We start from the raw sequence: 24,417 nt of genomic DNA, 5'->3' as shown, positions 1-24,417 counted from the left end.
TCCCACTGCCGCCGCGGCCGGATACATTACGCGGGTTTGATTAAGGCTGAGTTGGGGCCCGATCTGCGCCAAAATGGGACGCAATCTGGCCTTCCGAAGGCGGCCCCGATTGGCCGCCTTCGGATTGTCCTCAGCCCAGCACGTCCTGGTTGATGATGTTCTGCCGGATCGGATCGCCGTCCAGCACACTCAGGATGTTGCGCGCGGTCTGCTCGCTCATGCGGCTCACCGCCTCGACGGTGACGCCGGCCACGTGCGGGGCCATGATGACGTTAGGCAGCGCGAACAGCGCATTGCTGACCGGCGGCGGCTCGACTTCGAACACGTCGATACCGGCACCTGCGAGCTTGCCGGAGACGAGCGCGTCGTACAGCGCGGCCTCCTTCACGATGCCACCGCGGGCGGTGTTGATGAGATAGGATTTTGGTTTCATTCGGCCGATCCGCGCCGCATCGAACAGGCCAACGGTTTCCGGCGTCTTCGGGCAGTGGATGGTGACGAAGTCGGCATTGGGCAGCGCCGCATCGAGATCCGCAACCGGCTCGCAACCGGCGGCCTTGATGTCGGCGGCAGGCTTGTAGGGATCATAGACCTGCACCTTCATTTCCATCGCCTGGCAGCGCTTGGCGGTGCGGGTGCCGATGCGGCCGAAGCCGATGATCAGGACGGTCTTGCCGTAGAGGTCGAACGGCAGCATGCCGAGTCGGTTGGCCCATTGGCCGTCCTTGACGCAGGCGTGCATTTCATTCGCGCGTTTTGCCAAAGTCAGCATCATGAAAAGGGCCTGCTCGGCGACGGACGGCGAGTTCGCGCTGCCTGCGACCATCAGTGGCACCTTGCGGCGGGAGAGAGCGGGCACGTCGACGGCGTCGTAGCCGACGCCGATGCGGGTTACCACCTTCATGTCCTTGGAGGCCTCGAGCTCCGTCTCGCCGAAGGCGGTGGCACCGAGCGCCACGCCGTGGACCGGCGCATGGCTCTTCAGCAGGGCCTCAAAGTCTTTGGCGGAGATCAGGTTCGGAAACTCGACGAGCTCGATATCGTCCCGCTGGGCGAGGAGAGCGCGTGCCCCTTGCGACAAAGTTTGTGTAACGAAAATCTTCTTCTTGTTGGTCGCCATTGCTCCCTGCCTGCTAGCGTTTCTTAAGGCCAGCGTCACAGCACGACGCCGGTCTCCTCGTTTAGCAGGTGCATATTGTTGAGGTCCATCGCCAAACGCATGGGAGCCCCGTCCTTGGCACCGGCATTGGGATTGACACGGCCGCAGACCGGCGTGCCGTCGAGCCCGAAATAGACCAGGGTCTCCATTCCCATCGGCTCGGTGACGTCGAGCACGGTGTCGAAGGTTTCGATGCCGGGCTCCAGATACGCATTCGATTCCGTGAGGTGTTCAGGACGGATGCCGAGCACGAGCTTGTCGGTGCGCGGCAACGCGTTGTAGCGGTCGGCCCTGGCGGGTGGCAGCGCAAAGGAGATGCGGTCGGTCAAGCGGATGTTGAGCTTGCCACCTGAATCCTCCAGCCGGCACGGAATAAAATTCATTGCAGGTGAGCCGATGAAGCCTGCGACAAAGCGTGTCGCCGGCTTGTGGTAGAGCTCGTTCGGCGTGCCGATCTGCTCGATCCGTCCCTTGTTCATCACCACCACGCGGTCGGCCAGCGTCATCGCTTCGACTTGGTCGTGGGTGACGTAGACGGTGGTGGTGCGCACCTTCTGGTGCACCTTCTTGATCTCGATCCGCATCTGCACCCGCAGCTTGGCGTCGAGATTGGACAGCGGCTCGTCGAACAGGAAGACCTTTGGATTGCGCACGATGGCGCGCCCCATCGCGACGCGCTGGCGTTGGCCGCCGGAGAGCTGCTTCGGTTTGCGGTCGATCAGATCGGTGATGTCCAGGAGACGTGCGGCTTCCGTCACCCGCGCCTTGATCTCGGCCTTTGGGTAGTGCTTCAGCCGCAGCCCGAACGACATGTTTTCGGCGACCGTCATGTGCGGGTAGAGCGCGTAGTTCTGGAATACCATGGCGATGTCGCGGTCTTTCGGCGGCACGTCGTTGACGACGTCGCCCCCGATCATGACGTCGCCGTCGCTGATGTCCTCGAGCCCCGCGATCATGCGCAACGTCGTCGACTTGCCGCAGCCGGAGGGGCCGACGAGGACGATGAACTCATGGTCGGCGATATCAAGGTCGATACCGCGCACGGCTTCGACATCGTCGTAACGCTTGACCACCTTCCGCAATGCAACGTCAGCCATGAGCATTCAACCCTTTGTCGCGCCGGCGGTCAGGCCGGCAATGTAATAGTCCATTAGGAAGGCGTAGATGATCAGCGGTGGTGCTGCGCCAAGCAGCGCGCCGGTCATGATCTGCCCCCAGTTGAAGACGTCACCCTTGATCAGTGTCGTGGTGATGCCGACCGGCAGCACCAGCTGGTCCACCGACGTCGTGAACACCAGCGGATAGAGGAATTGGGCCCAGGAGACCGTAAAGGCGAAGATGGTCGCGGCGATCAGCCCGGGCAGCGCCACCGGAATGAAGATCCGCAGCAGGGTCTGCAGCCACGAGGCACCGTCGATGATCGCGGCCTCGTCGAGCTCCTTCGGGATCGAGGCGAAATAGCCGATCATGATCCAGGTGCAGAACGGCACGGTCAGCGTCGGATAGATGAACACCAGCACATACCAGCGATTCAGCAGCGTGATGCCGGTGAACTCCTGGATCACCGCCAGCATCTTGAACAGCGGAATGAACAGCAGGCTGTCCGGGATCAAATAGGTGAGGAAGACACCGGTCGCGAGCGTCGCCGAGCCCCAGAACTTCATCCGCGCCAGCGCGAACGCCGCGGGGATGCTGATCAGCATGGTGACGATCACGACCACGATCGAGATGATCGCCGAGTTCCAGAAGAAGCGCAGGAACTGGTTCGAGGTCAGGAGCTCGACGTAGTTGGATAGCGTTGGGTGAAACACCCACCACGGATTGGTCGCCGCCGAAATCTCCGCGCTGCTCTTGAGCGAGGTGATCAGCATGTAGACCGGCGGCGTGAGGAAGAAGATCGCAAACAGCACCAGGAAGAAATAGGACCAGCGCAGCGCCCAGGCACGGTCGCGGCTCATGCTGCCGAGTTTGCGGGTTGGTCCGGCCTTGTCGATTACCAGCGTGCTCATCAGGCTTCGTTCCCACGTTTATTGACATCGCGCAGGATGAAGATCGCCGCGACGGCAAGGATCGGCACCATGAACAGCGAGACGCAGGCGCCGAGCGGAATGTCGCTGCTCTGGATGCCGACCTGGAAGGCCCAAGTGGCAAATAGATGAGTCTGGTCGAGCGGGCCGCCGGAGGTGAGGATGCGCACGATGTCGAAATTGGCGAAGGTCACGATCAGAGAGAACAGCGTGGTGATGGCGATGATGTTGCGCATCATCGGCAGGGTGATGAACCAGATCCGCTGCCACCAATTCGCGCCGTCGATGGCGGCGGCCTCATAGAGCTGGTCGGGGACCGATTTCAGCGCGGCGAGGTACATGATCAGGAAGAACGGTGCGCCATACCAGACGTTGACGAGGATGACGGAGAATCGCGCCCAGAAGGCGTTGCCGAGCCACGGAATGGGACCGACGCCGAAGAAGGAAAGCGTGTAGTTGAAGGCGCTGTAGGAGGGATCGAACAGCCACAGCCAGGCCAGCGTGCTCATCGCCGGCGGTATCACCCAGGGCACCAGCAGCATGCCGCGCCATTTGCGCTGCTTCTTGCCCGGAATGTTGTGGACGAAATGTGCGACGATGAAGCCGATCAGCGCCTTGAAGATCACGGCGGTGATCGCAAAGATGCAGGATTGCTTCACCACCATCCAGAACGTCTCGCGCTTGAACAGGAAGGTGAAATTGCCCAGCCCAACGAATTTCGTCATCGCCTTGTTCAGTGTCGCTAGGTAGAGCGAGTAGAAGGCGGGATAGAGCACGAGCAGCGCGATCAGGAGGATCAGCGGCAGCGTCAGGAAGAACGCCGCGGTCGATTTCCGACCCAGGACGTTGCGCAGGCTCGCGCCTTTTTTGCGCGGGCTCGCAGCACGAGCGAGGCGACCTTGCTCAACGACGACATCGGCCATGATTTGAGCTTTCTGGGTCAGACTTTCTGGTCAAACGTTCTGACGAAAGGTTTAGTTGTGAAGCCGGCGACCGGTCGGCTTCGTGGACATGCGGACGGAATGGGAGCGCGCCTTGGCGGCTCGCGCCCGAAGGCGCGAACCGCCATGGCACACACCCGGCTCAGGTCCGCATGAAGCCCTCGCACTCGCCCTCGGCCCAGGCGAGCGCCGTGTCCATCTTCTCGCCCTGCGCAAAGCGCAGCGCCATCTTGGTCAGCGTCGCCTGGAAGTAGATCTGCTGGGCGATCTTCGGCGGCGCCGGCGACGCGGCGATCGACAGGGTCTGACGATGGTAGGGGTCCGGATAGTGGAACAGCGTGCCCTTCGGCGGCCCTTCCTCGGCCCAGGTCTTGAACTTCGTCATGTTCGCGTAGGCCGGGAGATCATATCCGCCGCTCGCCACGACGAACTTTTCAATCGCCGCGGGCGAGGACAGATGGATCAGCAGGCTCTTGGCCGCCTCCTTGTTCTTCCCAAAGCTCCACACGCCCCAGAAATAGGGCAGGAACGGCGCGAAGCGGCCCTTCGGCCCGGCCGGGAAGCCATGAGTCCAGCATTGCTCGGCAACCTGCGGCGCATCGCGCTTGGCGACGGCCCAGGCGCTCGGCGGGTTCATGATCATCGCGCCGCGGCCCGAGATCAGCCATTTGTTGTTGGAGGCGTCATCCCAGGACGGCGCATCGGCCGGCAACACGGCGATCAGCTTCTTGTAGAATTCGAGTGCCTGCCGGACCGCGTCGGTCTTGACGGTGACGTCGCCCTTGGCGTTGACGAGTTCGGCACCGAACGACTGGAAGATTGCACCCGCCGTGTCGACGCTGTCTGTGGTCTCGCCAAGACCGATGCCGAAGGGGAAGCCCGCCTTCTGACAGGCTTCCGCCGCTTTCAGGAATGTCTCCAACGTCCAGTTGTCATCTTTCGGCGGGCTGCCGGCCGGATACATCTCCTGGACGTCGATGCCTGCGTATTTCTTCATGAGATCGATGCGAGAGCAGGGGCCCTTGATCTGGCTTCCCGGCGTTGCCGGTACTGCAAGCCATTTGCCGTCCAACTGTCCCAGATATTTGACGGTGCCGTTCACCTCGCCGTTCTGCTTGATGAGCGGCTCCATAACGTCGTTGAGCGGCTCGAGGTCCTCGGAATAAGCGTGTGGCCACCAGCTCGGCATCTGAAGAATGTCATGACCGGACTTGGCCTGCGCTTCGGCTGCCGCGGTCAGCTCAATCTTCTTGTTGTTGCTGGTGATGTAGTCGATCGAAACCTCGACCTTCTCCTTCTCGGCCCATTCCTTGACGAGCGCGGTGGAGGCATCGTTGGCGTTGGGCACCCAGTGGTCCCAGAAGCCGATCGAGAGTTGGCCGGCGGCGTAAGCGCCTCGGACATAGGGCGCCGCGATCAGCGCCGTGGAGGACATCGCAGTGGCAGCCACAAATTGACGTCGCGTCAGTGTCTTGCGTGACATCTCGTTTCCTCGCCTTGGTGTGTTTTATTGTTCTGTCGTTTCCTCTGACTTTTCCGAGTTTGTTTTTGATTTTGTTGTTGGACGTTTCTTTTTGGCGCCGTCATCTCCGGCGGCAAATCACGCGTGGGATACGGCAAATTGGTAGCGCGATCAGATCATGATTGATTGCGTCTGTCGAGAAATCCGAATGCCTCGCCGTCTAGAACTAACGTTGTGTAGGGGGAGACCGAGGCGTGCGCCGCGAGCATGAGCTGCGGCTGCTCTTATTGCGACGCACACTTCGTGCGACGGCTGGAGACGATCCGTGCGCAATTACGCCGCAGTTCCGAATAAGCCTGCATGACCGCTTGCGCCAAGGCCTGTCAAACGGGGACAGCGATGGTCCGCGCCTAGACCTCGGCGTCGCGAAAACGATAGAGTTGCAACCGGCAGGAGGCCTGCCGCTTCCTAGAGGGCAAGCAGATCGAGATGAAGACCCAGATGATCACCCCGGCGCCGCCTGTGCGGCTTCGCCTGCGACGATGGCTCGCGCTCGGGTCCGTTGTGACAGTACTGATCGGCGCGGCCGCGGTTGCGAATGCACAAGGTTTGGTCAAGGGCGTTCAGGACGGCGCTGCGGCCGGTAACAAGGCGGCGGGGCCCGTCGGTGGCGTTCTCGGCGGCGCCATCGGCGGCGTGGTCGGCGTCTTTACCGGTGTGCTCGGCGTCAACAACAATAATGGCCAGGCGCCGGCTGCCAAGGATGCGAACAAGGATGCATCCAAGGATGCCGGCAAGGACTCCAAGCAGCCGGGCGGCGCCAAGGACAAGGATGCCAAGACCGCCAAAGGCGCCAAGGGGGCCAAGGCGACCAAGGAAGCCAAGAACGCGCCCGCGGACAGCACGGAGAATAAGGACGTTACGGTCCTGACCCAGCCCGGCACGCCGCAGCTGACCGCCGATCAGATTGTCTCCAACAGCGATTCCTATATCGAGCGGATCAAGACCGAGCTGAACCTTACGCCCGATCAGGAGAAGCACTGGTTCGGTTTCTCCAGCGCGATGCACTATCTCGGGCATAATGGCGCAGAGCGGCTCAATCTGCGGATCGAACGCGCCAAGCGGGATCCGCCGGACGACATCATCGAGCAGATGCGTAACGAGTCGCAATTCCTGATCGACCGGGCCGCCGACCAGCGCAACGTCGCCGACGCCGCCGAACCGTTGTTCTCGAGCCTCGATGACAAGCAGAAGCAGGTGTTCATCCAGGAGATGGTTCGCCTCAGCCATGAGCGTGGCCTGGATTGATCAAGCTTGAGTTGGATTGCATGCATTCGTGGAATTTAAAGGCCACGAATTCGTGAATCCTTCTCGCAAATGGGGTATGCTTAGCTTCGCAAGGTGGCTGCGAGGTTGATATGGCGGACGGGCTCTCCGTTTTCCTGGTCGAAGACGAGGCGTTGATCCGGCTGATGATGGCTGACATGGTGGAGGAGCTTGGCCACCATGTCGTCGCGGAAGCGGACAATGTGCGCGATGCGAGCGCCTTTGCGATGACCGCGCAGTACGATTTCGCGATCCTCGACATCAACCTGATGGGCGTTTACGTCGATCCGGTCGCCGATCTGATCGAGCGCCGCGGCAAGCCGTTTTTGTTCGCGACGGGCTATGGGCCGGAATTGCTGCCGTCCTTGCTCCGGCGTCGGCCGATTCTTCGCAAGCCGATTGCGCTCGACCAGCTCAAGATCATGATCGACTCGCTGTTTCCGGATGCGCCGGCCAAAGCATCGCACTGATCCAAGGCGCCACACTGACATTGTCAACTATCGAGACATCGTCGACGAAAATGGCCGCCCGACAGGGGCGGCCATTTGGGACGGAAGAGTCGTCGTGTCTCACATCAGGCCGGAGCTGAGGTCGACGCCGTGTGCCATCAGGCTGAACGAGGCGATGAGCCCCAGGCCGCAGAAGATGATAATGGCTTTAAAAGAATAGTCGGTCGACCGGGTCTGGATGGCAGCCGGCATTTCGGCGAGCGAAATCATGCTCATGTTCATTCCCCCCTGTGTTGATCCTGAATTGCATCAGGTGAGGGAACTCTTAGAGCAAAGAGTTTGACATAGGCTTGCGAGAGATCCTTAACGGAATCGCAATCAATCGCGGACTCACGACCGAACGACAGGTGGTCCCGCAAGCCTTAGTTGCGGCCGGCCTTCAGCACTGTGGCGATGGTATGGGCTGTCATGGCCGCGCGGTCCGAGGCGCGCTGGGCGGCCAATCGGTCCCGGGCCTTCTCCTCGATCAGCAGATCGATCAACGCCATGCGCTTGTCGTCATCGTCTGCCTCGGTCAGCAGCCGGTGATAGCGATGATAGTCGAAGCTCACATCCTGCTTACGCATGTCACGCCCCCGCACCCACGCCACACACAGGCGCGAATTGTTTCCCATTCGAAACAGAGGGGCAAGTGCGATCCTACGTGGAACCGCGCGTGCGCTGCAATCAGCTGTGAATTACTTGCCGGAAGGTGCGAGAGCGGGCGCGCCTCAATCCAGGTTGTGGTCGGCGAACGTCTTCAGGCCGACGAAGCTTGCATCGGGCTTCATGACGAGGCGGGTTGGGATGTTGCGCAAATAGTCCTGGAAGCGCCCCTTGGCTTCGAAACGCGCGCGAAATGCTGAAGCCGAAAGGAATTCCGGAAAGCGCGGCACGATTCCGCCGGCAATGTAGACGCCGCCTCTGGCGCCGAAGGTGACCGCGAGGTTGCCGGCAACCGAGCCGAGGATGGCGCAAAACATCTCCAGCGTCGCGCGGCTGAGCTCGCAAGTCCCGTCCAGCGCCGCCTTGGTGATCGCTGCCGCATCGCGTTGCGGCACCTGGGCTTCATCGACCTCGGCCAATGCCTCGTAGAGGGATTGCAGCCCGGAGCCGGAAAGGGCGCCGCGCTCGATGGAGACATGGCCGAAGCGCCGGCGCATGGCGGCGATCACGCGCTCCTCGCGCTCGTTCTCCGCCGGCAGCGTAGCGTGGCCGGCCTCCGTGACGACGGCCAGCCGGGAGCCGTGGCGCTCGACCAGGCAGGAGACGCCGAAACCCGTTCCCGGGCCGACCACCAGCAGCGGCTCCCCGGGCATACCGTCCTGTCCGCCGAGCGGAAACAGGTCGGCCGGCTGCAAGGCGGGCAAGGACCAGGCCACCACCTCGAAATCATTGAGCACGTGGACGCTGTCGAAGCCGAGCGCCGGCTGGAGCTCGTTGCCGTCGATCACCCAGGGGCTGTTGGTCATCACGCAGCGATTGTTGGTGACGGGACCGGCGACGGCGAGGACGGCCCTGACCGGCTTCTTACCGTCGGCCCGCCGCAGCACGTCGGTGATGGCTTCGCGGACCGTCGGATGGTCGGCGACTTTCACAAAGTCGATCGTGCCGATCTGCTCGCCATTGCTCAGCGCGAAGCGCGCATTGGTGCCGCCGATATCGGCGAGAAGAATATTACCTGTCTTGCCGATACTCATGACCATTTGGTTGCCGTAGCCTTGCAGGCTTTGGGAACCTTTTCCTCCACTCCTTCGCGATCCGCATGCCGCGGATATCAGAGATTCCGCCCTCGGGTACAGCTAGTCAACACGGACGAGGCCAAAGCGTTGCATCCAGGAGGGGATCGGCCTCCGTTCGCGCGACATCGTTGCAGGGTGTCGGAGGTTGCGAAGCAGCGTCGGAAGATCGACATTGATGACAGCTCCGGCGCCGATTGCGCCGGACGGACGAAATGGGGCCTGCGATGAAGATAACCGACCGCGACGTGCTGCTGGTGATCGACGTGCAGAACGATTTCTGCACGGGCGGGGCGCTCGCCGTTCCCGGCGGAGAGAAGGTCGTCCCCGCCATCAACCGGATCGCCCAAAAATTCGCCAATATGGTGCTGACGCAGGACTGGCATCCGGGCAATCACGTCTCCTTTGCGCCGAACCATCCGGGCCGCCAGCCGTTCCAGACCATCGAGCTCGACTACGGCACCCAGGTGCTCTGGCCGACGCATTGCGTCCAGGGCACGGCCGGCGCCGAATTCCATCGGGAGCTCGAGGTGACCCGCGCGAACCTTGTGGTGCGCAAGGGTTTCCGCCGCGGGATCGATTCCTATTCGGCGCTGTTCGAGAACGACCACAAGACGCCGACCGGTTTGCTCGGCTATCTGCGGGAGCGCAAGCTGAAGACGGTTTTCGTCGCCGGCCTGGCGCTCGATTTTTGCGTCCGCTTTTCCGCGGAGGATGCGCGCAAGGCGGGGTTTGAGGTCGCCGTGATCGAGGACGCCTGCCGCGGCATCGACCTCGACGGCTCGGTCGCAGCGACCCATCTTAGCTTCAGGGAGCGCGGCATCTCCGTCGTCAGCCTGGAGGCGTTTTTGTGAGGATCATGCGGTAATGGTGGCGCGGAAGAGCGGTCAACAGCCCGGCGAAGCGGGGCGTGGTCCCGACGACCCCATGCTGTGGCCGTTTGCGGCGGCTCGGCTCGCCATGGACGCCTGCTTCTGGTGGTTGGAGCGCGGCCCGGCGGAGCAGGGCGAGGGCGACCTTCCCTGGACCACGCCCGGCACCGTGGCGCTGGAGCTCGCCACCATGCGGCTGCGCGATTGTTCGCGGACGCGAACCGGCCAGCCGGCCCTGGTCTGCGCGCCCTATGCTCTACATCGGGCCCTGATTGCCGATTTCGCACCCGGCCACAGCGTGGTGCAGTCGCTGCAACAGGGTGGCGTCGACCGGGTCTATCTCACCGACTGGCGCTCGGCCTCGCCGGACATGCGCTATCTCTCGATCGACAGCTATCTCGGCGATCTCAACGTCGCCATCGACGAGATCGGCTCGCCGGTCGATCTGGTCGGGCTATGCCAGGGCGGCTGGCTGTCGCTGCTCTTTGCGGCGCGGTTTCCGGCCAAGGTGCGGCGGCTGGTGCTAGCAGGTGCGCCGGTCGACCTCTCGATCGAGTCCAGGCTGTCGCAACTCGCCCGCAACGCGCCCGAGATCGTCTACGAGCAGCTCGTCGCGCGCGGCGGCGGCAATGTCAGCGGCGAGGAGATGCTGCAGGTCTGGTCGAAGCGGCCTGACCGTGACGACATCGCGGCGGCGTTGCAGAAAGACCTCTCGGACGAGGAGGGCGCGGCCCTGCTCGCGCGCTTCGACCGCTGGAACACCGAGACGCTCGACCTGCCGGGCACCTATTATCTCCAGATCGTCAACTGGATTTTTCGAGAGAACCGCATCGCGTCGGGCCATTTCACGGCACTCGGCCGCGCGATCGACCTGAAGGACGTCAAGTCGCCCGTCTTCCTGCTGGCCGGGCTCGACGACGATGTCGTGCCGGTCACGCAGGCGCTCGCCACCGTCAGCCTCATCGGTACGCCCCCGGCTTTCGTTGCAGCAAGCTCCGAGCCCAGCAACCATCTCGGTCTGTTCATGGGCGCGCGGACTCACGCCCATGCCTGGCCCCGGATCGCAGAATGGCTGCGCAACGACCTCTCTGGCGTGCTCGCGCGCAGCGCCTGACATCAGGCGAAGCTGCAAATCCGTTATGCATGATGCCGGATGGCCTGCACGGGGCCATGGCGATGGGCTAAATAGAGTCCAGAGCCGGCGACGGCCGGTGCGACAAGATTTAAGGGTTCTTTGCGCGATGAGCTTCCACTCGATCTACGCCCACGGGTTTGCGCGCGTTGCAGCCTGCGTCACCACCTCCCATGTGGCTGATCCCGCGGCCAATGCGAAGGCGGTCATGGCGGCGGCGAAAGATTGCGACGCGCAATCGGTCGCGGTGGCCGTGTTTCCCGAGCTGTGCCTGTCCGGCTATGCGATCGAGGATCTCGTCAAGCAGGATCCGCTGCTCGACGCGGTCGAGCGCGGGCTTGTGTCGATCGTCGAGGCCTCCGCGGCGCTGATGACCGTGCTGATCGTCGGCGCGCCGTTACGGTTCGGCAATCGCATCTACAATTGTGCCGTCGTCATTCACCGCGGCAGCATTTTGGGCGTCGTGCCCAAGAGCTATCTGCCGACCTATCGCGAATTCTACGAGGGCCGCCATTTCGCCTCCGGCGCCGGTATCGCCGGCGAGGCCATCGCGATCGGCAAGCTCCATGCGCCATTCGGGACCGACCTGCTGTTTGCGGCCGAGGACGTCCCCGGCCTCACCATCGGCGTTGAGATCTGCGAGGACATGTGGATCCCGGTGACGCCGGCCTCCGAGCTGGCGCTCGCCGGTGCGAGCGTGCTGATCAATTTGTCGGGCAGTCCGATCACGATCGGCCGGGCGCGCTCCCGCGCGTTGTTGTGCCAATCGACCTCGGCGCGCTGCCTTGCGGCCTATGTCTATTCCGCCGCGGGGGCAGGGGAATCCACGACCGATCTCGCCTGGGATGGCCAAACCTCGATCTACGAGAACGGCGTTCTGCTGGCCGAGGGCGAGCGGTTCCGTCAGGACGGCCAGATCACGCTCGCCGACGTCGACCTCGACCTGCTCAGGCAGGAGCGCGCGCTGATGGGCACGTTCGACGACAACCGCCGGCAGCGCGAGGGTCGTTTCCGCAAGGTCAGCTTTACCCTGAAGCCGCCGGCGACCGACGTCGGCTTCCTGCGCAAGGTCGAGCGCTTCCCGTTCGTGCCGAGCGATGAAAGCCTGCTCGAGCAGGATTGCTACGAGGCCTACAACATCCAGGTCGCAGGCCTCGTGCAGCGCATGCGCGCGACCGGCACCAAACATGTCGTGATCGGCGTGTCCGGCGGTCTCGATTCCACCCATGCGCTGATTGTCGCCGCCAAGGCCGTCGACCTGCTCGGCCTGCCGCGCGACAATATTTTGGCCTACACCATGCCGGGCTTTGCCACCGGCAGCGAGAGCAAGACCAATGCGCTGGCGCTGATGAAGGCATTGCAGACGACTTGGCAGGAACTCGACATCCGCACCACGGCCACGCAGATGCTCAAAGACATCGGCCATCCCTTCGGCAAGGGCGAGAAGGTCTACGACGTCACCTTCGAGAACGTGCAGGCCGGCCTGCGTACGGACTACCTGTTCCGGCTCGCCAACCACCATGGCGGCATCGTCATCGGCACCGGTGACCTCTCGGAGCTCGCGCTCGGCTGGTGCACCTACGGCGTCGGCGACCAGATGGCGCATTACAATGTCAACGCCGGCGTACCGAAGACGCTGATCCAGCATCTGATCCGCTGGGTGATCGCCTCGAAACAATTCAGCGGCGATGTGAACGGGACGCTCGCCTCGATCCTGTCGGCCGAAATCTCGCCGGAGCTGGTTCCGGTCAAGCCGGGCGAGAAGCCGCAGAGCACGGAAGCCTCCGTCGGGCCCTACGAGCTCCAGGATTTCAACCTGTTCTACACGCTGCGCTTCGGGATGCGGCCGTCCAAGATCGCCTTCATGGCGTTTCAGGCCTGGAAGGATGTCGCCAACGGCGAATGGCCGCCGGCGTTTCCGGCGGACAAGCGCAGGGCGTATGATCTCCCGGAAATTCGGCGCTGGCTTGAAGTGTTCCTGCGCCGCTTCTTCGCCTTCAGCCAGTTCAAGCGCTCGGCGATGCCGAACGGGCCGAAGGTCTCGGCCGGCGGCTCGCTGTCGCCGCGCGGCGACTGGCGTGCACCCTCGGATTCGAGCGCGGCGGCGTGGCTTGAGGATCTCGAGCGGAACGTGCCGAAGTAAGCGAAGAGGGCCGTCCAAAACGACTTCGCGCCGCACGGCTCTTACAGCCGGCGGCGCGACGTTGCGTTCGATTTAGAAAGTACGAGGCCCGGAGTGCCTAGGAGTCCGGACCTCGTAACCTTGCCCCAGCCTTTGATCCCCCCGCCCCATGTGATCCCCCAACCCCGTGGTGCGCGATCAGAAGGTGATGCCCTTGGAAGGCCGCCGATCGATGTCCCGCGATGTACGCGACATCTGAATAGGATTCCATTCCGGATCACTACGGACTCGAGCGCGCTTGATTTCGCGCGCGCATGCATGCGCCTGCACACGTTGCGTTCGCTTCTGCCCGAAATCGATGCAAGTGCGCGACCATCTCGTGACCGGGCTTCGGGCCGAGACGCGGGACGCGGCGTGATGGGGCGCTATTTCGCCATTCGGATCAGACGCGCGGCGCCTGCTCGTCGTTGCGGTCGCCGACCGCGACCTCACCGTCGTGCAATACATCCTGCTGCTGGTCACGCTGACCAAGCTCACGTCCAATCTCGTCGTCGATTTCCTCTATGGCTTCCTCGATCCGCGGCTGCGCGCCAAAGGGGCCCACGCATGACCGATGCGACGCTGAAGGACCGCTGTTCGCCGCCGTATCAGCCTTCCCGCGATCTCGGTTTCGGTCGCGCTCGCAATCATCTGGATCGTCTCGATGCTGGTGATCGCGGCCTTCGCCGAGAAGATCGCGCCCTACGGCTTCACCCAGCTCGATCTGCGCAACCGGCTCTCCGCGCCCGGCAACGTCGCGCACTGGCTCGGCACCGACGAGCTCGGCCGTGACGTGCTGTCGCGGCTGCTCGTCTCGATCCGCATCTCGCTGCTGATCGCCTTCGGCGCGACCGCGATCTCGGCTGTCGGCGGCACCATGCTGGCCGTCTCCGTGATCGGCGACTGGCTGCGCGACCGGCTCGATCCGACGCTGCAGTAAGGGCCCTTGTAGCCCGGATGGAGCGAAGCGAAATCCGGGGCAGGTGCATCGGGGTGAGACCGGTCCCGGATTGCGCTTCGCTCCATCCGGGCTACGAAGAGCCCGCGCCGGGAGCAGGGGAGGCCTGCGATAGGCCAATCCGGCCCGGTCCGGGCCAAGTTCCCGTTGCGCCAGCCGACCCCGTGCGCTATCCGGCCGGAAAGGCCTGAGGCGGCTCCATATTTTCCCGCTCAGGCAGTCAAACCCGAGGACGGAAACCGCCATGCCAGCCTATCGCTCCCGCACCACCACCCACGGCCGCAACATGGCGGGCGCCCGCGGCCTCTGGCGCGCGACGGGCATGAAGGACGGCGATTTCGGCAAGCCGATCATCGCGGTCGTCAACTCCTTCACCCAGTTCGTGCCCGGCCATGTCCACCTCAAGGACCTCGGCCAGCTCGTCGCCCGCGAGATCGAGCAGGCCGGCGGCGTCGCCAAGGAGTTCAACACCATCGCGGTCGATGACGGCATCGCCATGGGCCATGACGGCATGCTCTACAGCCTGCCGTCGCGCGAGCTGATCGCCGACAGCGTCGAGTACATGGCCAACGCCCACTGCGCCGATGGCCTCGTCTGCATCTCCAACTGCGACAAGATCACGCCCGGCATGCTGATGGCCGCGCTGCGGCTCAACATCCCCGCCGTGTTCGTCTCGGGCGGGCCGATGGAGGCCGGCAAGGTCAAGCTGCAGGGCAAGACCAAGGCCGTTGACCTCATCGACGCCATGGTGGCGGCGGCCGACTCCAAGGTCAGCGACGAGGACGTCAAGGTGATCGAGCGCTCGGCGTGCCCGACCTGCGGCTCCTGCTCGGGCATGTTCACCGCCAACTCGATGAACTGCCTGACCGAGGCACTGGGTCTCGCGCTGCCCGGCAACGGCACGGTGGTGGCAACCCACGCCGACCGCAAGCGCCTGTTCGTCGAGGCTGGCCACACCATCGTCGATCTCGTTCGCCGCTATTATGAGCAGGACGACGCCAGCGTGCTGCCGCGTAACGTCGCGAACTTCAAGGCGTTCGAGAACGCGATGACGCTCGACATCGCGATGGGCGGCTCGACCAACACCGTGCTGCATCTGCTGGCCGCCGCCCATGAGGGGCAGGTCGAATTCACGATGCAAGACATCGACCGCCTGTCGCGCCGCGTGCCCGTGCTGTGCAAGGTCGCGCCGTCAGTCGCCGACGTGCATGTCGAGGACGTGCACCGCGCCGGCGGCATCATGGGCATTCTTGGCGAGCTCGACCGCGCCGGCCTGATCGACACCTCGGTCCCGACCGTGCATGCGCCGACCATGAACGACGCGCTGGAGCGCTGGGACGTCAAGCGCTCCAAGAGCGAAGCGGTCCGCACCTTTTTCCGCGCCTCGCCCGGCGGCATCCCGACCCAGGTCGCCTTCAGCCAGGAGCGCCGCTACGACGAGCTCGATACCGATCGCGAGAAGGGCGTCGTGCGCAACCTCGAGCACGCCTTCAGCAAGGACGGAGGCCTCGCCGTGCTCTACGGCAATCTCGCGCAGGACGGCTGCATCGTGAAGACCGCGGGCGTCGATGCCTCGATCCTGAAATTCGAAGGCCCCGCGCGCGTGTTCGAAAGCCAGGACGCGGCGGTCGAAGGCATTCTGGGCGGCAAGGTCACGGCCGGCGAGATCGTGGTCATCATCTACGAAGGCCCGCGCGGCGGCCCCGGCATGCAGGAGATGCTGTATCCGACGAGCTATCTGAAATCGATGGGCCTCGGCAAGGCTTGCGCGCTCGTCACCGATGGACGCTTCTCCGGCGGCTCTTCGGGCCTGTCGATCGGCCATCTCTCGCCGGAAGCGGCCGAAGGCGGCAACATCGGTCTCGTCCGCACCGGCGACCGCATCGCGATCGACATTCCGAACCGCAGCATCAACCTCGAGGTCTCCGACGAGGAGCTCGCTAGCCGCCGTGCCGCGGAGGAGGCAAAGGGCGATGCCGCCTGGCAGCCTGCAGCGCGCAAGCGCAACGTCTCGACTGCGCTCCAGGCCTACGCTGCGCTCACCACCAGTGCTGCGCGCGGTGCCGTGCGCGAAGTGAAGCGGCGCTCGAAGTAGATTGACTTTGCGCAGGCGTGATCGCGAACCTCGCGGTTACGCAACGCGCATGGTCAACAAGTTCTGAATGGCCGGCGAAAGCCGGCCGTTCGCATTAAGGATGCCCCGACGAACTTCGGCAGAAATGAACTTTGCGGCGTATACTGGCATCGACCTTCGCAAATCCATTTCGGGCAACTGGGGCACCACCATAATGTCTCGTACTCTTGCTGTCGTTTTCTCCACGGCCGTCACTGCACTTGCCATGACGACCGCAGCCTCTGCCGGCTGCTATAATTGCTACGCGCCGCCGCAGCCGTGCACGACCTGCTATCAGCAGCAATACGTCGCGCCGCAATACCGCACCGTCGAGGAGAACGTGATGGTGTCGCCAGGTGCGACCGTCGCGCATCGCACGCCAGCGCAGTACCGCACCGTGATGGTGCCGCAGACCGTGATGGTGGCGCCGCCTAGTGTCCAGTACGAGCGCATCCCGCCGCAATACGCCACGCGCCAACGCGTCGAGATGGTTTCGCCGGGCTATTCCTACTATGCGCCGGTGGCGCCGAGCTGCGGGAATTGCGGCTACTGAGCCAACGCAACAAAAGACGAACGCAACAAATAGACTTCGCGCGGCGCCCCCAAAAGGGCGCCGCGTTTTCTTTTGCGGGCGAAGCCTTGCGAGGCCCGGAAATGGAGGCGAATCCAACCGGGCCTCGCGACCGGCAACGCCCTGGGTGGAGTCGCCAGTCCTGACCGAGGCTAGAGGATCAAACTGACGCGCGCCTGACAGATACCGTTCCCGCGAAGGGGAAGGGTGGGCGACGTCCAACTTCGCGTTGCCTTGCGCGGCCGACTACGTTAAGCGACAGCCATTCCGGACTAGGAAGGGTGGCCGAGTGGTTTAAGGCACCGGTCTTGAAAACCGGCGTGCCCGCAAGGGTACCGTGGGTTCGAATCCCACCCCTTCCGCCAAATTATTAAACAAATACAATACCATACAGCTGGATCAGCTCCATTCGTGCCGGGCGGTCAGGCTTGGATTTCCTCCGCGCCGGTTCGTCGGGCACGGAATTCCCCGGCGTCCGGCTTGATCTGGGTCAAGTCTGCTGCGTGACGCCGGCCTCTCTTCGAGAGGACATCGTTCACGCAAACCAAGGCGCGGCCTTGAAGACTCTTCGCCAGCTTCTCTCCACCGAGGGGGTGGTCCAGCTCCTGATACGGCTCGGATTGCTCGGGCTGTTGATCGTGTGGGCCTTCCTGATCATTCAGCCTTTCGTGCCGATCCTGACCTGGAGCGCGGTGCTTGCGGTCGCGTTCTATCCGGCCTTTAGTTGGCTCGCCAAGCGTCTCGGGGGACGCCCGCGGACCGCCGCGGCCATTCTCACCCTGGTCACGCTCGGCATTGTCATCGGTCCGGCGACATGGCTCGGATTGAGCGCCGTGGAAGGTATCAGGGACCTCGCGAGCCAGATCAGCAGCGGTGATCTCGCGCTCCAGGCGGCCCCCGAGCAGATCAAGAGCTGGCCGCTGATCGGTCCCCAGCTCTACGATCTCTGGAATCTGGCCTACACGAATATTCGCGCCCTGCTGCGCGAGGTGGCGCCCTATCTGAAGCCGTTTGCAGGCGTAATGCTGTCCTTCGCCGGCAGCGCTGGCGTCGGCACCCTCCAGTTCCTGCTGTCCGTCGTCGTCGCCGGCTTCCTGTTTCCGTACGGGCCGCAGCTCGTTGCTGCGGTTCGTGGCTTCCTGTTTCGCATCGTGCCGGAACAGAGCGAGCATTTTGTCGGACTGGCGGGTGCGACCATTCGGGCGGTGTCGCAGGGCGTGATCGGCGTCGCGATCATCCAGGCGCTGTTGGCCGGCATCGGGCTGAAGCTCGCCGGCATTCCGAGCGCAGGCTTGCTTGCAATTATCGTCCTGTTGCTGTCGATCGTGCAGATCGGCGCGGCCATCGTCTTCATTCCCGTGCTCATCTGGATCTGGATGGACAAGGACGTGCTCACGGCACTGCTCCTGACGATCTTCCTCGGCGTCGTCGGTATTCTCGACAATATCCTGAAACCACTGGTGATGGGACGTGGCCTGACCACGCCGACGCTGGTGATCCTGATCGGGGTGATCGGCGGCACGCTTGCGCATGGGATCATCGGCCTCTTCATCGGGCCGATCATTCTATCGGTCGCCTGGGAATTGGCGGCCGCCTGGATCCGTGTCGACCAGGATGCGCGAGGCAGTCGCCCGAAATAGCAAAGAAAGCTGGCCGGTTCTCATGCTGCTGCAGTTTCTCGTTGGCACACTGGTCAGCGCGATCACTATCGGTATCCACGCGCTGGTGACCATCGTCGCCGTCTCGATTGCTCGCACGGCTGGTCTGCGGCCAACCAAGCGGCCGCGGCTGCACCTGATGGGCGTGATGATCGCAACGGCAGCGGTGCTGCAGATCGCGCATACGCTGGAGGTCCTGGTGTGGGCAGGGGCGTATGGCGTTGTTCAGGCCGCGGCATCGGACAGCGGTCTGCTCTATTTCGCCTTCGTCAACTACACCACGCTCGGCTACGGCGATATCACGCCGGTGCGGGAATGGCGGCTCATCGGCCCGCTGACTGCGATGAACGGCGTCCTGTTGTTCGGCTGGTCGGCCGCGATCCTGTTTGAGGTTCTGCGCAAGACACTCGATCACCTCGGAATGACCGAGGTGACAAATGATCCTGAGCGGACGAACGGCGTTCGACGAAGACTGGTTTAGCCCAAGAAAGACTGGTTTAGCCCAAGAAAAGGAACATGGCCGTGAGCGCCACCGGCAGCGCCCCGAACGCAATGACCGCGACCTTGAATGCAACCTCATTCGACATGAGTTGACGGTAACACCGGACGGGGCCGGTGTGATGTGCAGTTTGTGCCACGCCGACGATGGCCGGCCAGCTCAAGACGTCAGGTCGAGGCTCGCGAGCTGCTGCCGATCCAGGAGCACGATCTGGCGCTGGGTATTGCCGATGAAGCCGAGAATGCCGAGCTCATGCAGCCGCGACAGTGCGCGGGAGACGGTCTCCAGCGTCAGTCCAAGATAATCGGCGATATCGCGCCGGGACATCGGCAGGGCGATCACGCCGGCCGCCGTCAACCGCTTGTCCATCTCGAGCAGGAAGGCCGCGACCCGTTCCAGCGAGGTCTTGCGGCCGAGCAGCAGCATGTGGTCTTCCGCATGCTGGAGATTGTTCGTGGTCATGCTGAGCAGGTTCTTCGCGACCATGGCATCGTTCTCGGCCACGATTTCGAGGCTTTGCCGCTTGACGAGGCGCACATTGGTATCGACGATTGCTTCAGCGGTGAAGCGGTGCTCTCCACCGTTCTCGAGGCCGAAGATGTCGCCGGTAAGATGAAATGCACCGATCTGCCTGCGGCCGTCCGACAGCAGCTTGTAGCTTCGCACTGCACCAGACTTGACCTGATAGACATATTCGGCGGGCTCTTTCTCGCCGTAGATTTCGCTTCCTTTTTTATAGGAAAATTCGCTTAAATTGACGAGCGGATTTGAATCGCTGGTCATGCCGAGATCACGGAGGGAATTGGGGCGAGGTGCGGAAACTGTCGTGACACGAACAAACATGGCCAACTCCTCAGCTCATCGCCGAATTGGTCCGTCAGATGACTCATCGCGGGGAAAGCGCCGCGCTATCCCGCTCCCGCTGGGGTTGATTTAGAACCAAGGTCGTCTTTCAATCCATTGTCCCAAGGTTCATTGTACCTAGGGACAGAGCATGCGTTTGCTGCACGAATTGAGAAGCGCTCGATTCGAGCGGGACATGCTTCCCGTTGCGAAGCGCATCATTTTCTTATCGAATGATGGGGCAGTAGCGCTGCCTCGCCACTCTTGGCGAAAGGTGGAACATGCCTGGCCTCGTCCATGTGGTCGACGACGACGCTTCGTTTCGTGCCGCGATCGAACGCCGGCTGAAGCTCGCCGGCTACGAGGTCGCGACCTACGCTTCGTCGCAGGAGCTGCTGGATGCGGCGCCGGACGACGCGCAGCCGGGATGCATCCTCCTTGACGTTCAGATGCCGGGGCTGAGCGGTCCGGATTTGCAAAGTCATCTGATCGCGTCCGGCTCTACGCTGCCGATCATATTCCTGACCGGCCACGCCGATACGCCGACCACGGTGCAGGCCATCAAGGCAGGAGCGGAGGATTTCCTGATCAAGCCGGTCGCTTCGGAGCTGGTGCTCGATGCGATTGCGCGCGCGATGGCGCGGCAGGACGCCGCGCGCGGCCAGCGCGGCAGGCTTGATACGTTCCGCGCTTGCCTGGCAGCGCTGACCCTGCGCGAACGCCAGGTGTTCGATCTCATCGTGCGCGGCAAAATCAACAAGCAGATCGCCCATCAACTCGGGACGACCGAGCGCACGATAAAAGCGCATCGGCACCAGGTCATGGAGAAGATGCAGGTAAATTCGCTCGCGGAGCTCGTTTCGATCGCGGAACGGCTTGGCATGCTCGATCCGAACAGCCTTTAACTGCCGCGCGATATGGCGCCGTGGCCAAGGGACCCCAAGGGACCCACGGTCGGCTCATTCATCGACATATTGCTCCAGCGTCTTGGCTGGTGCGCCCTTGTGAGCCGACGCAAACTGGGCCAAGGGTATCGATGTCGTCAGCGCGAGCAGGTTGGAGTCGACGGTCTCGAGTGTCAGCGTCTTTCCTGACTCCATCTGCTTGACCATTGCCGCGGGTGCGACGTCGGCGGCGATGCACCCGTTTGTCAGGCACCAGCTATAGGGAAAGCGGACGGGGCTGCCCTGGTCGACGCTCAGCTTGGCCGGCTGTTGCAGATACATGCCGACCGGTACGAAAAGCTGCAGCCGCGCCGTCGGAGCGCCTTCGCGCTCGATCAGGTCGACGCGCACCGCCATTTGACCGGTCGGGAATTTGCCCGTGATCGAGGTCCGGCACAGCATCGGCGCGCCACCTGGCTTGAAGCAGAGCTTTTGCCAATCGCCATAGGTGATGTCCTTGGTCTCGCGCTGACCGCGCGTTGCGACTTCGGCGGGCTTATCGGCCTGTGCGGCGATAGCGGGCAATGCCGCGGCCGCGGCGATGGCGGCGCCGGCAAGGACTGCGAGATAGTCACGGGCGCTGGGCATGGTCGTATCTCCGGGGCCGGTCTCTATTTTTGTGCATCGAGAAATTTGCATACGAGTGGCGACCAGAGCGGGATCGCGTCCGGTGAGCCAATGAAAAAGTGACCCTCGTTGCCGAATGGCGGCATCAAATGGTACTCGGCCTTGCCGCCGGCGGCCGTAAAGGCGGCACGCATGCGCTTCGATAGATCGGGGCCGAAGAAGGTGTCGTTCTCGATGTAGATCCAGAGCATCGGCACGCGCGAGGTGCGGCCGAAATCCGCGGTCGCCTCGACCAGTTTATCAGGCGCGCAATTGTTGTTGGGCTTGCCCCCGACGCGGCCGCCACGGCCGGCGGCGAAAGTGATGATGGCCTTCACTGGCGGCGGGTTCACGCTCGACAGGGCGATGGCCGCCCAGCCTCCGGCGGACTGGCCGACCACGATCACATCATTCGGAATGATGCGCTTTTCGGCGGCCATGTAGTCGATGATCCAGAGATCGACTTGCGCGATCGCGAGCCCGGCATCGTGGAAGTTGGGCTTGATGCATTTGCCGATTTTGGAGAAGAACGGGCCGTAGATCGCCCGTTCGGGGATATCAATGGCGGCGGCGCCATAGCCGCTTCCGACCGGGGCCACCACCAGATAGCCGCGTTTCGCGAACCATTGGGCGGCGTCGCGGAATTCGACCAGCGGAAAGAAGCTGCGGTCGGTCGGATTGAGCGAAACGCCGTGGTTCATGATCACCAGCGGGAAGGGGCCGTCGCCGACCGGCCGGACCAGATAGGCGAACATCGGCAGCGGCAGCGGAAGGACCCAGATCTCCTCCTGGATGCGGACCTCATCTTCGGCGCGTGCCGGCGCGGTGCAGGCGGCGATTAGAAGCAGGGCGCCTGTCAAAAGCCGGACGATTGTGTTGAGAGGCATCCCCACGGCGATCTCCCTCAGATCCTGAACGCCGTCGCCACGATGATCGGCCAGCGCGTGAACGTGGTCGCGGCTCCGCCGATAGCTTTCCCGCGATTTGATTGGCGGCGAGGGGAGATTGCTTGATCCAGATCAAGCCCCGGCGGGGACGCGACGACGCCCATCAACTGATGAAGAGCGTACGATAGCTAATATTGCTGACATGAATCTTCTGGACGCGATTGCGCTGCCGGTCTTCCCGTCGCGCTGCGAAGCGACGCCACGCGAGGTGGTCAAATGAATTCACCGTCCGAATCGAACTGGACGCGCTTCTTTCCGCCCGCCGGCTGGCTCGCGGCCTATCGTCGCGAATGGTTGCCGTCCGATGCCGTTGCCGGCGTCACGCTGGCCGCCTACGCCATTCCCGTCTCGCTCGCCTACGCAGCGCTCGCCGGACTGCAGCCGCAGATCGGCGTCTACGGCTACATGCTCGGCGGCATTGGCTATGCCTTGCTCGGGGCATCGCGACAGTTGGCGATCGGCCCGACCTCGGCGATCTCGTTGATGATTGCCGCGACCGTCGGCGCGCTCGCCGGGGGCGATGCGGTGAAATATGCGCAGATCGCAAGTCTTGCGGCGTTCGGCGTAGCCGTGCTGTGCTTCGTCGCCTGGCTGTTCAAGCTCAGCGTGCTCGTTCGCCTCGTCAGCGACAGCATTTTGGTCGGCTTCAAGGCCGGCGCGGGGCTCACCATCATCATGAGCCAGTTGCCGAGCCTGTTCGGCGTCGCCGGCGGCGGCCACAATTTCTTCGACCGCGCCATCAAACTGATCGGGCAGCTCGGCCATCTCGATCCGCTCGTGCTGTCGATCGGCGCGGTCGCGCTGCTGTTGCTGCTGCTCGGCGACCGGCTTTTGCCGGGCAAGCCGGTTGGCATCACCATCGTGGCGCTTGCGATTGTGGTGGCAACAGTGTTCGGCTTTCCGGGCCTCGGTGTGCCCGTTACCGGGAAGATACCGGAAGGGCTGCCGGCGCTGGGGATGCCGACCTTCGGCCTGCTGGAGTTCGACGATCTGTTTCCGCTCGCGGCCGGTTGCGTGCTGCTGGCTTACATCGAGGGCGTCTCGGCGGCCCGCAGCTTTGCCGCCAAGCACGGCTATCCGCTCGATGTCCGGCAGGAGTTTCTGGGGCTGGGCGCCGCGAACCTCGCGATCGCATTCGGCCATGGCTATCCCGTTGCGGGCGGCCTGTCGCAATCGGCGGTCAACGACAGCGCCGGTGCGCGAACACCATTAGCTCTCGTCATCTGCTCCGTGACGCTCGGGCTGTGTCTGCTGTTCTTCACGGGGTTGCTCACCAATCTGCCGAAGGCGGTGCTCGCGGCGATCGTGTTTGCTGCCGTCTACAAGCTGGTCGATGTCCGTGCGTTGTTGCGGATGTGGCAGGTCAGCCGGATCGATTTCTACGCGGCGTCGATCGCCCTGATCTCCGTGCTGCTGCTCGGCATCCTCCAGGGTGTCCTGCTGGCGTCGATTGCGTCGATTGTCCTGCTGCTGGCGCGGGCGTCGCGGCCGAATGTTGCGTTCCTCGGCCGTTTGCCGGGCAGCGGGCGCTATTCGGACAGCGCGCGGCACGCGGACGTCGAGCCGCTGGCCGGAATCATCGCGTTCCGCCCGGAGGCATCGCTGCTCTACATCAATGCCGAGACGATTTTGGAAACGGTCCTGACTGCGCTCGGGCGTTCGCCGGGCATTCATCTGGTCGCCTGCGACCTGTCGGCGTCGCCTTATATCGATCTTGCTGGCGCGCGCATGCTGCATGATCTCCACGACGAGCTCGCGTCACGCCGGGTGACCCTCTGCATTGTCGGCGCGCATGCACAACTCCGGGACCTCCTGCGCGCCGAGGGGCTGGGGGAGAAGACCGACAGCGGTCAGTGGCTTCGCTCGCTCGACAGCGTTCTCGGTGACCGGAATGCACCCGACCGTTGACTTGGATCAATGGAGCGATCGGCGCCGAAAGCACGATCCCGCATCACCTTCGCCCCAAACGAT

General features: G+C 63.3%; 22 protein-coding genes, 1 tRNA gene and 2 pseudogenes. 14 read left to right on the top strand and 11 right to left on the bottom strand.

The annotated features are described in order from the left end of the window. Positions 1-130: 130 nt before the first annotated feature. From ACLFLU_RS22590 to ACLFLU_RS22570, 5 genes are all read right to left on the bottom strand, one after another. A complete protein-coding gene (locus ACLFLU_RS22590; protein ID WP_426407076.1) occupies positions 131-1,120 on the bottom strand; it encodes a hydroxyacid dehydrogenase in 990 nt (329 codons plus the stop codon). Between the two features lie 35 nt (positions 1,121-1,155). Next, entirely contained in the window at positions 1,156-2,256 is a 1,101-nt protein-coding gene (locus ACLFLU_RS22585) for an ABC transporter ATP-binding protein (protein WP_426407075.1), read from the bottom strand. A 6-nt stretch (positions 2,257-2,262) separates the two neighbouring features. After that, positions 2,263-3,168 (bottom strand): carbohydrate ABC transporter permease, encoded by a 906-nt coding sequence (locus ACLFLU_RS22580; RefSeq protein WP_426407074.1) that lies wholly within the window; start codon positions 3,166-3,168, stop codon positions 2,263-2,265. After that, positions 3,168-4,109 carry a carbohydrate ABC transporter permease gene (locus ACLFLU_RS22575; protein ID WP_426407073.1) on the bottom strand — a complete coding sequence of 314 codons (942 nt, stop codon included), beginning with the start codon at positions 4,107-4,109 and terminating at the stop codon, positions 3,168-3,170. Before ACLFLU_RS22575 ends, ACLFLU_RS22580 begins: the two co-directional genes overlap by 1 nt. 160 nt (positions 4,110-4,269) lie before the next feature. Next, positions 4,270-5,610: an ABC transporter substrate-binding protein gene (locus ACLFLU_RS22570; protein ID WP_426407072.1), complete on the bottom strand. Its 1,341-nt coding sequence runs from the start codon at positions 5,608-5,610 to the stop codon at positions 4,270-4,272. Positions 5,611-6,090: 480 nt separating this feature from the next. Here ACLFLU_RS22570 and ACLFLU_RS22565 point away from each other — a divergent pair, with 480 nt between their 5' ends. Continuing rightward, positions 6,091-6,897: a Spy/CpxP family protein refolding chaperone gene (locus ACLFLU_RS22565; protein WP_426414047.1), complete on the top strand. Its 807-nt coding sequence runs from the start codon at positions 6,091-6,093 to the stop codon at positions 6,895-6,897. Between the two features lie 110 nt (positions 6,898-7,007). Next, complete coding sequence (locus ACLFLU_RS22560; protein ID WP_426407071.1) at positions 7,008-7,385, top strand: response regulator; 378 nt, start codon at positions 7,008-7,010, stop codon at positions 7,383-7,385. A 99-nt stretch (positions 7,386-7,484) separates the two neighbouring features. Here the strand turns inward: ACLFLU_RS22560 and ACLFLU_RS22555 are convergent, their stop codons facing one another. From ACLFLU_RS22555 to glk, 3 genes are all read right to left on the bottom strand, one after another. Then, complete coding sequence (locus ACLFLU_RS22555; protein WP_426407070.1) at positions 7,485-7,640, bottom strand: hypothetical protein; 156 nt, start codon at positions 7,638-7,640, stop codon at positions 7,485-7,487. A gap of 146 nt (positions 7,641-7,786) precedes the next feature. Continuing rightward, positions 7,787-7,990: a hypothetical protein gene (locus ACLFLU_RS22550; protein ID WP_426407069.1), complete on the bottom strand. Its 204-nt coding sequence runs from the start codon at positions 7,988-7,990 to the stop codon at positions 7,787-7,789. Positions 7,991-8,134: 144 nt separating this feature from the next. Beyond that, positions 8,135-9,103 (bottom strand): glucokinase, encoded by a 969-nt coding sequence (glk, locus tag ACLFLU_RS22545; protein WP_426407068.1) that lies wholly within the window; start codon positions 9,101-9,103, stop codon positions 8,135-8,137. Positions 9,104-9,357: 254 nt separating this feature from the next. Here glk and pncA point away from each other — a divergent pair, with 254 nt between their 5' ends. The 10 genes and pseudogenes from pncA (at position 9,358) to ACLFLU_RS22495 (ending at position 19,088) form a co-directional block, all read left to right on the top strand. Next, entirely contained in the window at positions 9,358-9,996 is a 639-nt protein-coding gene (gene pncA / locus ACLFLU_RS22540) for a bifunctional nicotinamidase/pyrazinamidase (RefSeq protein ID WP_426407067.1), read from the top strand. A gap of 16 nt (positions 9,997-10,012) precedes the next feature. Continuing rightward, positions 10,013-11,128 carry an alpha/beta fold hydrolase gene (locus ACLFLU_RS22535; protein ID WP_426414046.1) on the top strand — a complete coding sequence of 372 codons (1,116 nt, stop codon included), beginning with the start codon at positions 10,013-10,015 and terminating at the stop codon, positions 11,126-11,128. Positions 11,129-11,255: 127 nt separating this feature from the next. Beyond that, entirely contained in the window at positions 11,256-13,289 is a 2,034-nt protein-coding gene (locus ACLFLU_RS22530; RefSeq protein ID WP_426407066.1) for an NAD(+) synthase, read from the top strand. 433 nt (positions 13,290-13,722) lie between these two features. After that, positions 13,723-13,878, top strand: a pseudogene (locus ACLFLU_RS22525) (ABC transporter permease); the annotation flags it as partial. Beyond that, a pseudogene (locus ACLFLU_RS22520) lies at positions 13,875-14,190 on the top strand (ABC transporter permease); the annotation flags it as partial. The pseudogenes ACLFLU_RS22525 and ACLFLU_RS22520, both read left to right, overlap by 4 nt. A 319-nt stretch (positions 14,191-14,509) precedes the next feature. Further along, positions 14,510-16,360 (top strand): dihydroxy-acid dehydratase, encoded by a 1,851-nt coding sequence (gene ilvD, locus ACLFLU_RS22515; RefSeq protein ID WP_426407065.1) that lies wholly within the window; start codon positions 14,510-14,512, stop codon positions 16,358-16,360. Positions 16,361-16,604: 244 nt separating this feature from the next. Beyond that, positions 16,605-16,931 carry a hypothetical protein gene (locus ACLFLU_RS22510; protein WP_426414045.1) on the top strand — a complete coding sequence of 109 codons (327 nt, stop codon included), beginning with the start codon at positions 16,605-16,607 and terminating at the stop codon, positions 16,929-16,931. Between the two features lie 293 nt (positions 16,932-17,224). Then, positions 17,225-17,314 (top strand) — tRNA-Ser (locus ACLFLU_RS22505). 192 nt (positions 17,315-17,506) lie between these two features. Then, the gene (locus tag ACLFLU_RS22500) at positions 17,507-18,589 is read left to right on the top strand and encodes an AI-2E family transporter (RefSeq protein ID WP_426407064.1); all 1,083 of its coding nucleotides are present in this window, start codon (positions 17,507-17,509) and stop codon (positions 18,587-18,589) included. Positions 18,590-18,611: 22 nt separating this feature from the next. Continuing rightward, positions 18,612-19,088, top strand: a complete 477-nt coding sequence (locus tag ACLFLU_RS22495) for a potassium channel family protein (protein ID WP_426407063.1) — start codon at positions 18,612-18,614, stop codon at positions 19,086-19,088. 177 nt (positions 19,089-19,265) lie between these two features. Here ACLFLU_RS22495 and ACLFLU_RS22490 read toward each other — a convergent pair whose 3' ends face one another. Further along, positions 19,266-19,949: a helix-turn-helix domain-containing protein gene (locus tag ACLFLU_RS22490; RefSeq protein ID WP_426407062.1), complete on the bottom strand. Its 684-nt coding sequence runs from the start codon at positions 19,947-19,949 to the stop codon at positions 19,266-19,268. 281 nt (positions 19,950-20,230) lie between these two features. Between ACLFLU_RS22490 and ACLFLU_RS22485 the strand changes: the two genes are divergently transcribed. After that, positions 20,231-20,854 carry a response regulator transcription factor gene (locus ACLFLU_RS22485; protein ID WP_426407061.1) on the top strand — a complete coding sequence of 208 codons (624 nt, stop codon included), beginning with the start codon at positions 20,231-20,233 and terminating at the stop codon, positions 20,852-20,854. A 54-nt stretch (positions 20,855-20,908) separates the two neighbouring features. Here ACLFLU_RS22485 and ACLFLU_RS22480 read toward each other — a convergent pair whose 3' ends face one another. Then, positions 20,909-21,481: an invasion associated locus B family protein gene (locus ACLFLU_RS22480; protein WP_426407060.1), complete on the bottom strand. Its 573-nt coding sequence runs from the start codon at positions 21,479-21,481 to the stop codon at positions 20,909-20,911. A gap of 23 nt (positions 21,482-21,504) precedes the next feature. Continuing rightward, positions 21,505-22,386: an alpha/beta hydrolase family protein gene (locus ACLFLU_RS22475; protein WP_426407059.1), complete on the bottom strand. Its 882-nt coding sequence runs from the start codon at positions 22,384-22,386 to the stop codon at positions 21,505-21,507. Positions 22,387-22,662: 276 nt separating this feature from the next. Here ACLFLU_RS22475 and ACLFLU_RS22470 point away from each other — a divergent pair, with 276 nt between their 5' ends. Beyond that, a complete protein-coding gene (locus ACLFLU_RS22470) occupies positions 22,663-24,354 on the top strand; it encodes a SulP family inorganic anion transporter (protein ID WP_426407058.1) in 1,692 nt (563 codons plus the stop codon). Positions 24,355-24,417 lie beyond the last annotated feature (63 nt).

The sequence above is a fragment of the Bradyrhizobium ganzhouense genome (assembly GCF_049949285.1).
GTDB lineage: Bacteria > Pseudomonadota > Alphaproteobacteria > Rhizobiales > Xanthobacteraceae > Bradyrhizobium > Bradyrhizobium ganzhouense.
The sequence above is the reverse complement of the archived record's forward strand: the minus strand, read 5'-3'. Positions and strand labels throughout refer to the sequence as shown.